Origin of the sequence: Synechococcus sp. RSCCF101 (genome assembly GCF_008807075.1) — a bacterium.
Classification (GTDB): domain Bacteria; phylum Cyanobacteriota; class Cyanobacteriia; order PCC-6307; family Cyanobiaceae; genus RSCCF101.
In genome coordinates, this window is the sequence record NZ_CP035632.1 from 2,682,871 (window position 1) to 2,693,946 (window position 11,076).

The window sequence follows — 11,076 nt, forward strand, 5'->3', positions numbered from 1 at the left end:
GTGACGCGCCACAAGGGCCCTCCCTACGTTGAAACCACTCCTTTGCTGCAGCTCCAGCCATGGCCGACGATTCCCATGCGGCGCCGCCCGGGTCGGCGGCAGCGGCCGATGCTCCCGCTGAGGCCAGCCCCGGTTCCGATGCGGGCTCACGCGCGGCCGAACAGGGCCGTGATGGCGGCCTGGCCGGCCGGTTCCGTGAGCAGTTCAGTGCTCTCCTGCCCACGATTCAGGAGCGCTGGCCCGGTGTGGCCCGCGAGGCCCTGGAGGCCACCCGCGGCAGCCTGGATGAGGTGGCGGGTCTGATCGCAGGTCGCACGGGCGATCAGGCCGGTCGCATCCGCGGCCAACTGCATGACCTGCTCCAGTCGGCAGCCAGTGGCTCCAGGGACCTAGCCGGCAATCTGGAGCCGCTGGAGCGTCAGCTCGAGCAGCTGCTCGATGAGCTGAACAGCACCCTGCGCCCCCGTATCGAGCGACCCGTGCGCAGTCGCCCGCTCCTGGCCGTGGCCCTGGCCGCCGGCGCCGGCTTCGTGGCCGGACTGCTGCTGTCGCCGGCCCGGCGCCGCTCCTCCTGACGTCCATGGCGATGGCGCGCAAGGCGATGGGCCGGGTGGCCGCCCTGATGGGCTCGGTGATGGACCTGCATGTGCGTCTGGCGCTGCAGGAGGTGGACCGGGAAAAACGCCGCCTGATCAGCGGCGCCCTGCTGCTGGCCACCGGTGGCACGCTGATGCTTCTGGCACTGGTGGCCGCCGAGCTGGCGCTGCTGCTCTGGATGCGTCAGAGCTGGGGCTGGAGCTGGCTGCAGGCGTCGCTGGCCCTGGCGGTCGGAGACCTTGTCCTGGCGGGGCTGATGCTTCGGGTGGGTGGGGCCTACCTCAGCGGTCCCTACCTGCCCGAAACCACAGCCGGGCTGGCCCGCACCTCCAAGGTTCTGCTGGGCCGCGACTGAGGCCGCTTCCGCTTCAGCGGATCGCGTAGTGCAGCCAGCGGCAGTCGATCCCGCCGGCGCTCACGGGGATCCGTCGGGTTGCCTTGAGCCGCAGGGCCCGCGTCAGACCGGCGTTGCCGCTCAGCAGCCAGAGCTGCCAGCCACCGCAGCGCTCGCGCACCACCCGGCCCAGACGGTCGTAGAGCTTCTCAAGGGCTTCGCCGTCGTCTGCTCCGAGCCGGGCGCCCCATGGGGGATTGCAGACCAGCACACCGCTCTCCCGGGGTGGAACGAACTGCTCGAGGTCAGCCGCGCGCCAGGAGATGGCCTCCGCCACGCCGGCCCGCTGCGCATTCGCTTCGGCCTGCGCCAGCACGTCGGGATCGCGGTCCAGGCCGATGAGCGGCGGGCGGCCGGGCTCGATCGCCCGCGCCATGGCTTCCGCCTCCTGCCGCTCCCGCTGCCAGAGCGCCGCATCGAAATCCGCCCAGTGCTGCAGCCCGCTCTGCCGCAGCAGTCCGGCGGCGCGTCCCCAGTGGCGGCAGGCGGCCTCGAGCAGCAGCGTGCCCGAACCGCAGAGCGGATCCACCAGGGGACAGGACCCGTCCCAGCCGGTCAGGTCGATCAGGCCGGCCGCCAGGTTCTCCTTCAGGGGCGCCTTGCCCACGGCCTGGCGCCAGCCGCGGCGATGCAGGCTGCCGCAGGAGCCATCGAGGCTGAGCACCGCCGTGCCGTGGCTCAGGTGCAGGTGCAGGCCGCAGTCGGGTTGGCTCAGATCCACGTTGGAGCGCCGGCCCCGGAGCCGCATCTGCTCCTCCACCACGGCGTTCTTCACCTGGAGCGCGGTGACGTGGCTGTGGTTGAGGCCCGGGGCCTGGCCGCTCACATCCACACGCAGACTCAGTTCCGGCGGCAGCCAGCGGCCCCAGTCCACCGAACGCTGAATTCCCTCTCGCAGATCGGCCCGGCCAGCGCAGGGAAAGCGGGCCAGTTCCCGCAGGATGCGGAAGGGCAGCCGTGCCCTCAGATGCAGCCGGTAGAGCCCGGCCAGATCAGTCTGAAAGGCCAGCGCCTGCGGTCGCACCCGGATGGCGCTGCCGCCCAGCTCCTCCAGTTCCTCAGCGGCCACCGGCTCCAGGCCGGGAGGCACCACAGCAACGGCGTTGATCATGCGGTGAGGAGCCAACCAGCGGGCAGCTCTGTCAGAATGAATACGTCCACCAGTGGTGGACTAGGTGATCCACACCAGTGTTTCGGACAGCGGTTCGATTCCGCTCAGCTCCATTCTCCGGCCCGATCCAGGGCCATCCCGGGGCTGCCATGGTTTCGACGGGGCATGAGGAGGGTGACTGAAGCCTGCTCGGTGAGAGCAAACCCGTAACAGCGAACAACATCGTTCGTTTCTCCCGTCAGCCCGCCCCTGTGCTGGCCTGACCTTCTAAGGGAGATGGGGTGAGGTCAGCCTTATCACCCAAATGACCCATGGGGCCTGGAAGGGCCCTTTCCATCCTTCAGCCCTTGATCAGGGCCCGGCTGATCTCCCGTGCCGCGGCACGGCCGCCATAGAGGTTGCGGGCCGCCGGTCCGAGGCGCAGAGAGGCCAGTCCACCCATCACGTGCACCGCCGTTCCCGGCAGGCGCAGGTCGGACGTGAGCACGGGCCAGTCGTCCACCAGTTCGAGTGGGGTCTGGCGACGGAGCTGCCGCAGCAGCGGGTGGTGGCTCACACCGAGCTGATGACCGGTGGCCAGCCAGATGCGATCGGCCACCAGGGCGCTGCCAGTGCGGCAGCGCACCTGCCAGTGGCCATCGCACCAGTGCGCATCGCTCACCTCGCACTGCTCCTGGATCTGCAGGGTCCCGTGCTGACGCTCCCATTGCAGGGTCATGGCCAGCTGAGGGGTGATCGAACCGCCGTCGCGCGCTGCCAGCACCTGGTGCCGCCGCCGCTGCCAGCAGGGCTCGCTCTGGAACGCCTTCAGGTATTTCGGCCCCAGCCAGCCCGGATCGGCATCGAACAGCTTGCTGCGCAGGTGGCGCCGGCAGAGCAATGTCACCCTGGCGCCGCGCCGGATGGCGCCGACGGCCAGATGGGCGCTGGTGAGGCCGCCGCCCACGATCAGCACGTGCCGGTCGGCCAGGTCCCGGCAGTTGGCCAGATCGATGGTCTGACTGTGGGCCAGGGCGTGGCTGGGATAGGGGCCACCGATCCGTTCCACCCACGGCGGCAGCTGGGGTGTTCCGCTGCCGGTGGCGATCACCAGCCGCCGGGCCTGGAGCCGGGAACCGTCGCTCAGGCCCAGATTCAGTCCGTCGGATGGCTCCCCCCGCAGCTCAACCGTCTCCAGAGAGGCGGCCTGCACCCGGTCGGTGAGCTCAAACTCCTGCACCACGCTCCGGCAGAAGGCCTGGAACAGAGCGGTGTGCGGGATCAGGTAGGGGCCCTCCAGCTCACGGCTGCGCTGATGCTCCTGGGCGTAGGTCCGCAGCGCGTTCGGGTTGGGGTGGGGATGGTGCGGTGACGGCGAGCGCAGCTGGGGGATGCCCAGGCGCTCCATCTGGCGATGCCAGCCGTGCAGCCAGGTGCCGCTGGGATCGAACACGCGCAGATGGCGGCGACAGCGCGGCCGCTTCTGCAGCAGCAGGCAGGCGAGGGTGAGGGCCTGAGGGCCGGCCCCGGCGATCACCACATCCGCCGGAGGCCGCGGCCTCTCGGTGCTGGCAGGGCTGGCGGTCGGCACGGCTGCGGATCCCGCGCGGGATTCTCCCTGAAACGAGAACCATTCTCACATAGGCTTGGGTCGGAGTTCCGTGCCGTTCGGTCATGGTGTTCACGAGTCCGGTGCCTGCCGCTGAGCGTCTGCCGGTGACCGTGCTGACCGGCTTTCTCGGCGCGGGCAAAACCACGTTGCTCAACCACATCCTCACCCAGGATCACGGCCTGAGGGTGGCGGTGATCGTGAACGAATTCGGCGAGATCGGCATCGACAACCAGCTGGTGGTTGAGACCGATGAAGAGATCTTCCAGATGAACAACGGCTGCATCTGTTGCACTGTTCGTGGTGATCTCATTCGCATCATCGGCAACCTGATGAAGCGGCGCGACCGCTTTGACCATCTGGTGATCGAAACCACCGGCGTGGCCAACCCATCACCCGTCGTTCAGACCTTCTTCATGGACGATGACCTCAGGGATGAGCTCCTTCTCGATGCTGTGGTCACCCTGGTGGACCTGCGCCATGTGGAGCAGCACTGGGACGCCGTGGAGCTGCAGCAGCAGCTGGCCATGGCCGATGTGCTGCTGCTCAACAAGGCCGATCTGGTGGACGACAGCGAACGACGGGCGATTGAGGAGCGTGTGCGCGCCATCAACCCTGTGGCGACCATCCTCACCAGCACGCGGGCACAGGTGCCGCTCGAGTCGGTGCTCGGCCTTGAGGCCTTCGAGCTGGAACGGGCCCTGAACCTGCATCCGACCTTCCTCACCAAGCAGCACCAGCACACCCACAGGGATCCCGTTCGCGCGCTCGCTCTGGTGGAGGATCGTCCGATCGACCTCGACAAGATCGGCATCTGGTTGTCGGATCTGGTGGCCGAACGTGGCCCCGACCTGTTCCGGATGAAGGGAATTCTCAACCTGGCTGGTGAACAGTCGCGTTATGTCTTCCAGTCGGTGCACATGCTGCTCGATGGCGATTTCGATCGTCCCTGGCTGGAGGATGAATGTCCCCGCACGGAATTCGTGATCATCGGCCGCAACCTTGATGCGGACGCCCTGCAGGCCGGCTTCTCCGCCTGCGTCGCCTGAGATGGAAGGGGCTGAGCCCGGCTCCCTCGTCCGCGAGCAGCTCTGCGGCGATCTCCAGCAGGCGATCACGGCTCTGGCCTGGTCAGCGGATGGTGAGTTCCTGGCGATGGCCAGTGCCGGAGGTGAACTGCTGCTGCTGGATTTCCGCGCCGGTGCTCAGGACCTGCTGCGCGGTGATCGCGACAGCAGCCTGGATGTGGTGGGTTTCAGCAACGACGGCCAGTTTCTGATGGCCGCTGGTCAGACCGGCGAGCTGCTGCTCTGGGAGCTCGGAGACAGCGGCATGCGGCCGCTGGCCATGGATCCCGTGGATCTCGGTGGTGGCTGGATCGATGCGGCGGCCTGGCAGCCGGGCGGGCCGTTCCTCGCGGTGGCCGCCGGGCGGCAGCTGCACCTCTGGAACAGCGCCAGCCGCCAGTGGACTGAGGCGCCGCTGGAGCATCCCGGCACGATTCAGTCCCTGGCCTGGAGTGCGGATGGCACACGGCTGGCTGCCGGCTGCCACGGCGAGCTGGCCATCTGGGAGCCCGGCCTGGGATATCCGGTACCGCTTCCCCGCAGGGAAAGCCTGCTCTCGGCCGGGCTTGGGCTGGTCTTCTCCGGCCCCGGCGGCCATCTCGCCTGCGGGCTGCTGGATCGCTCCCTGCTGGTCTGGCCCCGCGACTGCCATGGCCCCCCGTGGCAGTTCAACGGATTTCCCGCCAAGGTCCGGCACCTGGCCTGGAGTGATCGGCCGGGGCCGCTGGCGCCGCTGCTGGCCAGCGCCTCCGCCGAGGTGGTGATCCTCTGGACGCAGACCAATCAAGGCTCCAGTGCCTGGAAGCCGGAACCGCTGCTCTGGCACGAGCAGCGGGTCAACGCACTCGCCTTCTCGCCTGGCAGCACCCTGCTGGCCAGTGCCTCCAGCGATGGCACCGTGGCGCTCTGGGACGGGACGGGCGATCTGCTCGAACCCCTTGAGGGGCAGGACGCGGCCTTCCAGGCCCTGGCCTGGCGTCCGGATGGCTGGCACCTGGCGGCTGGCGATGCCCGGGGCCGCTGGTGGCTGTGGCCGGTGGAGGTGCCGGAGCGGGAGCGGGATGGCTCCTGCTCCGGCAGCGACTCAGACTGATCAGTCCTCGTCAGCTGGCGAGGGCCCGAGTCACACGGTCGTGGTCACTGGCGCCGCTGCGGTGACGCCGTTGGATGGCATGGGTCCCAGCTTCACACCATCGGGGTAGTACTTCCAGCCGTCACGCACACGAATGCTGCTGTCCCAGGGCAGCTTGTATTCGCCGTTGGCAAGATCCCTGACCCAGGTGAGATAGTTCTCCTTTTCCCCACCAGGCTTGCCGACATAGGCCCTGCAGCCAAGATTGAAGATGTTGTTTTCAAGGGCCCAGTTCTCGCGTGCTTTGTCCACGAGGCGCGGGAAGAGTTCAGCCGTAACAATCTCCCAGGGGTTCCTGTGTCCCTGCTGGATGACGTTGCCGTCGTAGTTGCAGACCGTTCCTTCTCCGAAGTAGTAGAAAACTCCATCGTAGCCGGCCAGGTTGACAGAAATCGTATACATGAGATTCTGCCAGGCGTTGGTCCGATTGGTCCAGATCCACTGGTCGTTGACCTGCGTTGAATAACCCGAGATGCGGATGTAGACGTTCGCGCCCTTGTAGGCAGCCTCACGTGCCAGCTCCGGGAACATGCCGTCATGACAGATGCAGACAGCGAGTTTCGAGCCTTTGGGGCCATCGCAGACCGGCATGCCGTAGTTCCCCGGAGACCAGGGCTCGATCGGGACCCACGGCTGAAGCTTGCGATAATGAAGCGCGATCTCGCCATCTGAGTTGATGACGATGGCCGAGTTGAATGGTGGCAGGCTCGGATCATCGTTCTGCTCCATCAGAGAGAAAACGCCCCAGACGTCGTTCTCCTTGCAGGCGTTGCGGAAGCGATCAATCTCTGGTGAGTCGATCCGCAGGAGCATCTCGTCATAGGTCCAGATCTTGGTGTTCAGCCCTTGAGTGGAGTACTCGGGCATCACGATGAGATCGGCTTCCGGGTAACCGGCTTTTGTTGTTGCGACGGCTTTGCAGATCTGGTCGACCTGCGTCTGGATGTCCGCCGGACCATTGATGACCGGAACGGGGTATTGAATCATTGCAACGAGCAAGGATTCATCCCACGAGCTGACGCTGCCTGTGCTGGCCATGAACTGAGAACGAGAACGATAATCACCCTCGCCTGCTGAGGTTCCCCGCGTTTGTCTCCCATGCGACCGTTTGCGGCGGTGCCCAGTCCGGATTCAGAGATCTGTTGCGCTTGCTACGGGCGTGTGGCCGGTGTCCGGGAGGAGCTCAGCCGCCTCCCCTCCCGTGCACGCTGTTCTCGCGCTGCCGAGCGGCGGTGGAGGGCCTCTCAGCCGAACCCTCGTCCCGCGCGCTGATGGGCCGTCCCGGCGTTGCAGAACACAGTTCTGTCGGTTCCGGGGTCGTAGAGGGTGTAATGCACGCCGGCGCCCACCCCGATCACCTTGCGCTGGGGCACGCTCTGCCGGCGGTCCTGCTCGCCCTCCAGATCGCGCACGCGGGAGTCGATGCCGCCACCGCAGAGTTCGGCGCAGAACTGCTCGCCGCTGCGGGCCGTGAACAGTCGGTTGACGTCCATGCGCGTGAGGCGATCGAGCAGCAGCAGCGGTGAACTGTCGGCGCTGAGATGATCTCCCACATCGGTGGAGCTGCCATGCAGCAGCGCGCAGTCGAGCTCGATGATTCCGAACTGAAGCGTGGCCAGCCAGCTCAGATGGATCGGGTCCACGGCGTTCATCAGTGCCGTCACCGTCGCCTGCCCGTTCTCCATCGCCTCCACGTCCGCACGGCGCTCGCCGCGGAACCCGTGCTCGGCGAGGAGCTGCTCCTCCCACCAGCCATAGATGCAATCCGCCGTCAGTTCGCCGCGACGCGGATACTGCAGCCGGTCCAGCAGGGGATTGCAGTCACGCTCCGGGCCGATGCAATCGCCGAGCACGAAGAGAGAATCCACATCGCGCTGGCGGCGCAGATCCTTCTGAACGGCGTCGTAGGCCTCCAGATCGCCGCGCAGCCCACTGATCAGTGCCCACACCATGCTCAGCGCTCACACACGTGGCTGGCATCGTCCGCCCGTTCGGCGTACTCGAATCCGTGGCTGAGGCGCCAGGCGAAGATCGGCGGCAGGCCGGCTTCCAGGATGGCCTGACAGGTGCGCTCCACGTCGTAGGGCACGTCGCGGATGTCCACGGCACCCGACTCCGCATCGTGAACGACGTAGGTCGCCCTGGTGCTGCCGTGGCGCGGTTCGCCGACAGATCCGGCGTTGATGATGCGGCGCATGGGCAGCTGCATCTGCCGCTCCTGCTGTGGCTGGCTTGAGCCCTGCGGCCCGCGCACGCGCACCCGGATGCTGCCGTTGCTCAGATCCCGCACGTAGGGCCTGTGGGTGTGGCCGCAGAACAGGGTGTCGGCGCCGGCGGTTTCCACGCGCTCCAGCGCCGCGAAGGCATCCATGTCCGGCAGTAGGTACTCGTGCTGGCTGTTCGGACTGCCGTGCACGAACAGTGAGCGATCCCGCCGCAGCGAGGTGGGCAGGCTGGCCAGGAAGTCCTTGTTCTCGTCAGTCAGCTGGGCGGCGGTCCAGTGGTGGGCGAGGTGCCCGCGACGCTCGGCCAGCTGGGAGGGATAGCTGCACTCGCAGGCGTTCAGGCCTTCGATGATGTCCTCGTCCCAGCAGCCCTGACAGCTGGGGATGCCCCGCTCCCGCACCAGCTCCACCACCTCATTGGGCTGGGGGCCGTAGCCCACCAGATCGCCCAGGCAGGTGATGGTGTCGATGCCGAGGCGATCGATGTCCGCCAGGACGGCTTCAACCGCCGCCAGGTTGGCGTGCAGACAGGAGATGACGGCGTGGGGCATGGATCAGGTGGACGGCGTGGCGCGTGAGGGCGTGTCTCGGAGCGGGGCCTGCTGGAGCTCCAGCGCGGCATCACTGAGCAGGCAGTCCTCAATCGTGGCTGTGATGGCCGGTGGATCGAGTCCCCTGCCCTGAACCACGAGCCGGGAGAGCCGCCCGGGTCGGCCATGGGGTGGGGCCACGCTCTCCAGGGGCAGGTACTGGGAGCCGTTCTGGCTCACCATCCAGTTGAAGAAGAAGCCGCGGCCATCGGGCAGGTTCATCAGCGCCTTGGCCCGGTACACATCGCCATAGGCGCCGTTGACCAGCTCGAACCAGAAGCTGCTCAGGCTGCTGGCGTCCCAGACACAACCGCTCAGATCGTGGCTCCAGGTGTCCAGCTCCGTGAAATCCAGTGTGTCCTGAGCCGGAAGCTCGGGGTCGCGCCCGAAATGGAGGTGCTGATCGGGCACAAGACCCAGCTCCTGCAGTTGGCTCCGCAGCTGGGGATCCATACCGTCCAGGCCGGGTGCGGAGGGGCGCTGGAACTGAGGCCGTTCGATCAGCACCAGGAGCGAGTCGGTCCCGGCCGTTGCGCCCGGATCGGCCTGGCTGCCATCACGCAGTCCGTCGCACTGGTCCTGCAGAACGGCGAGATCGATGCCGCCGTCGTCGGCATGGATCGGTCGGTCGTCCTCCTGGGTTCCCTCCAGGCGGATGTAGCCGCGGGATCCGGTGTGGCTGCGCAGCTGCTGGAGGATCCAGGTCGTCTTGCCGCAGCCGGGTGGCCCGGTGATGAGGACGGTCCGCGTCATCCGTCTGCCACGCAGGCTTCCAGTTGCGCCTTCAGGGTGGGCTCGTCGAGCTCCTTGCCGATGGCCACGACCTTGGTGTGCCGTTCGCCGTCCTCCGGCCAGTCGGAGGCATCGATGGTGAACCGTTTGCCGCAGAGGTGGAAGAGATGGCGCCGCTCGCTTTCCCGGAACCAGAGCACCCCCTTGGCGCGAAACACCGACTCGGGCAATTGGTTGTCGAGGAAGAACTGGAAGCGCCTGAGGTCGAAGGGTGCCTTCACGGCAAGACTCACCGAGCTGTAGCCCTCCATCTCGGGGGTGTGGTCATGGCTGTGATGGTGATGTCCATCGTGGCCGTGATCATGCCCGTGGTGGTGATGGTGGTCATGACCATGGGCATGATCGTGTTCTGATGCCGGCCTGTCTTTGGCCTCTTCCCTTAGGGCTGCCAGCCGATCGGTTTCGAACAGCCCGACACTGAGCAGCAGGCCCAGAGGCGCCACCCCGTGATCGGCCCGCAGGATGCGGGCTTCGTTCTTCACTGCCCGCAGACTGGCCTCCACCTCATCCAGGCGAGCCTCGTCGACGAGATCGCACTTGTTGAGCAGAAGGATGTCGCCGTAGAGAACCTGAGCGCGTGCAATCGGACTCTCCAGCGCGATGGCATTGAAGTGTTCCGCATCGATCAGGGTGATGATCGAATCCAGTCGCAGACGATCGCGCAGATCGCCGGCGCAGAATGTCATCGCCACGGGCAGGGGATCCGCCAGCCCGGTGGTCTCCACGACGATCATGTCGATGGGATCGGGCCGGGCCAGCACCTGCTGGACCGCATCCTGGAGTTCTCCATTGATCGAGCAGCAGATGCAGCCATTGCTCAGTTCCACCATCGTGTCGCTGGTGGAGACAACCAACTCGTTGTCGATGCCGACCTCGCCGAATTCATTCACCAGAACAGCGCTGCGCAGGCCCTGCTGATTGCTGAGAATGTGGTTCAGCAGGGTCGTCTTGCCCGAGCCGAGGAAGCCCGTGAGCACGGTGACGGGCACCGGACTCGTGGGACGGCTCACCTGAGCAGCCGGCGACGGCACGATCTGAACCCTCCGAGAACGATTCTCATTGTGCCTTGTGGGCCGGCGGGTTGTCAGCCACAGGACGCCCGGGCCGGGTTCGCTGCAGAGCTCGGCCGACGCACGGTCAGCATCTGGGGGAGGCTGTCGACGGTCGGTGGCTGGGAGGACCAGGTCTGGGCGCGGGATGAAGGCAGGCGGTGTGAAGCGACGGCGGAATGTAGAAAGCAGGAGTGCAGCTGTTGCTGACTCTGATAGTGAGAACGACTCTCGACTTCGATCCGGATGCTGTCGGTGTCCTTGTCGAGATCACCTGGCTCAAGTAGAACGGAAGGAGATGAATGTCTGGTGATGCCTGCAACATTGGTCAAGTGCGCCTGCGCCAAGTGCAGCTGTGATGTCGATCCGGCGACGGCCGTGAGCCGCGATGGACGCGCCTACTGCTCCGAGGCCTGTGCCACCGGTCACCCCAACCACGAGCCCTGTCATGGCGGCCAGGGCTGCGGCTGCAGCTGCGGCTCCTGACGCGCCGCCCGGCACGATCTGGGCTGCCCCTGCCGCAGCGCGGTC

General features: G+C 66.7%; 12 protein-coding genes. 5 read left to right on the plus strand and 7 right to left on the minus strand.

The window, feature by feature from the left end; all coding sequences use genetic code 11:
* The first annotated feature begins 59 nt into the window (after positions 1-59).
* Positions 60-575, plus strand: coding sequence for a hypothetical protein (locus EVJ50_RS12940; RefSeq protein WP_225322947.1), 516 nt, complete (start codon positions 60-62; stop codon positions 573-575).
* An 11-nt stretch (positions 576-586) separates the two neighbouring features.
* Positions 587-952: a phage holin family protein gene (locus EVJ50_RS12945; RefSeq protein ID WP_370455644.1), complete on the plus strand. Its 366-nt coding sequence runs from the start codon at positions 587-589 to the stop codon at positions 950-952.
* Positions 953-965: 13 nt separating this feature from the next.
* On the opposite strand, the gene EVJ50_RS12950 is transcribed toward EVJ50_RS12945, so the two are convergent.
* On the minus strand, positions 966-2,102 hold the full coding sequence (locus tag EVJ50_RS12950) for a class I SAM-dependent RNA methyltransferase (RefSeq protein WP_150884440.1): 1,137 nt from the start codon (positions 2,100-2,102) through the stop codon (positions 966-968).
* Between the two features lie 340 nt (positions 2,103-2,442).
* Positions 2,443-3,672, minus strand: a complete 1,230-nt coding sequence (locus EVJ50_RS12960; protein ID WP_191964781.1) for an FAD/NAD(P)-binding protein — start codon at positions 3,670-3,672, stop codon at positions 2,443-2,445.
* Positions 3,673-3,755: 83 nt separating this feature from the next.
* Here EVJ50_RS12960 and EVJ50_RS12965 point away from each other — a divergent pair, with 83 nt between their 5' ends.
* Entirely contained in the window at positions 3,756-4,739 is a 984-nt protein-coding gene (locus EVJ50_RS12965; RefSeq protein WP_150884441.1) for a GTP-binding protein, read from the plus strand.
* A gap of 1 nt (position 4,740) precedes the next feature.
* On the plus strand, positions 4,741-5,850 hold the full coding sequence (locus EVJ50_RS12970) for a WD40 repeat domain-containing protein (RefSeq protein ID WP_191964782.1): 1,110 nt from the start codon (positions 4,741-4,743) through the stop codon (positions 5,848-5,850).
* Between the two features lie 30 nt (positions 5,851-5,880).
* On the opposite strand, the gene EVJ50_RS12975 is transcribed toward EVJ50_RS12970, so the two are convergent.
* The 5 genes from EVJ50_RS12975 to EVJ50_RS12995 all read right to left on the minus strand — a co-directional run bounded on the left by EVJ50_RS12975 (position 5,881) and on the right by EVJ50_RS12995 (position 10,506).
* Positions 5,881-6,927: a formamidase gene (locus EVJ50_RS12975; RefSeq protein ID WP_150884443.1), complete on the minus strand. Its 1,047-nt coding sequence runs from the start codon at positions 6,925-6,927 to the stop codon at positions 5,881-5,883.
* A gap of 206 nt (positions 6,928-7,133) precedes the next feature.
* Positions 7,134-7,841, minus strand: a complete 708-nt coding sequence (locus EVJ50_RS12980) for a phosphoesterase (protein ID WP_150884444.1) — start codon at positions 7,839-7,841, stop codon at positions 7,134-7,136.
* A 2-nt stretch (positions 7,842-7,843) separates the two neighbouring features.
* The gene (locus tag EVJ50_RS12985) at positions 7,844-8,665 is read right to left on the minus strand and encodes a metallophosphoesterase (protein WP_150884445.1); all 822 of its coding nucleotides are present in this window, start codon (positions 8,663-8,665) and stop codon (positions 7,844-7,846) included.
* Positions 8,666-8,668: 3 nt separating this feature from the next.
* Positions 8,669-9,457, minus strand: coding sequence for a GTP-binding protein (locus EVJ50_RS12990; RefSeq protein ID WP_150884446.1), 789 nt, complete (start codon positions 9,455-9,457; stop codon positions 8,669-8,671).
* A complete protein-coding gene (locus tag EVJ50_RS12995; RefSeq protein WP_225322948.1) occupies positions 9,454-10,506 on the minus strand; it encodes a GTP-binding protein in 1,053 nt (350 codons plus the stop codon). The genes EVJ50_RS12990 and EVJ50_RS12995 overlap by 4 nt, the downstream gene beginning before the upstream one ends.
* 351 nt (positions 10,507-10,857) lie before the next feature.
* Here EVJ50_RS12995 and EVJ50_RS13000 point away from each other — a divergent pair, with 351 nt between their 5' ends.
* Complete coding sequence (locus EVJ50_RS13000; RefSeq protein ID WP_150884448.1) at positions 10,858-11,031, plus strand: metallothionein; 174 nt, start codon at positions 10,858-10,860, stop codon at positions 11,029-11,031.
* The last annotated feature ends 45 nt before the right edge of the window (positions 11,032-11,076 follow it).

What these genes read in the sequence shown, in the direction of transcription:
- EVJ50_RS13000 (WP_150884448.1), top strand. Translation starts at nt 10,858, where the DNA reads ATGCCTGCAACATTGGTCAAGTGCGCCTGCGCCAAGTGCAGCTGTGAT.
- EVJ50_RS12970 (WP_191964782.1), top strand. Translation starts at nt 4,741, where the DNA reads ATGGAAGGGGCTGAGCCCGGCTCCCTCGTCCGCGAGCAGCTCTGCGGC.
- EVJ50_RS12965 (WP_150884441.1), top strand. Translation starts at nt 3,756, where the DNA reads ATGGTGTTCACGAGTCCGGTGCCTGCCGCTGAGCGTCTGCCGGTGACC.
- EVJ50_RS12950 (WP_150884440.1), bottom strand. Translation starts at nt 2,102, where the DNA reads ATGATCAACGCCGTTGCTGTGGTGCCTCCCGGCCTGGAGCCGGTGGCC.
- EVJ50_RS12990 (WP_150884446.1), bottom strand. Translation starts at nt 9,457, where the DNA reads ATGACGCGGACCGTCCTCATCACCGGGCCACCCGGCTGCGGCAAGACG.
- EVJ50_RS12940 (WP_225322947.1), top strand. Translation starts at nt 60, where the DNA reads ATGGCCGACGATTCCCATGCGGCGCCGCCCGGGTCGGCGGCAGCGGCC.
- EVJ50_RS12980 (WP_150884444.1), bottom strand. Translation starts at nt 7,841, where the DNA reads ATGGTGTGGGCACTGATCAGTGGGCTGCGCGGCGATCTGGAGGCCTAC.
- EVJ50_RS12985 (WP_150884445.1), bottom strand. Translation starts at nt 8,665, where the DNA reads ATGCCCCACGCCGTCATCTCCTGTCTGCACGCCAACCTGGCGGCGGTT.
- EVJ50_RS12975 (WP_150884443.1), bottom strand. Translation starts at nt 6,927, where the DNA reads ATGGCCAGCACAGGCAGCGTCAGCTCGTGGGATGAATCCTTGCTCGTT.
- EVJ50_RS12945 (WP_370455644.1), top strand. Translation starts at nt 587, where the DNA reads ATGGCGCGCAAGGCGATGGGCCGGGTGGCCGCCCTGATGGGCTCGGTG.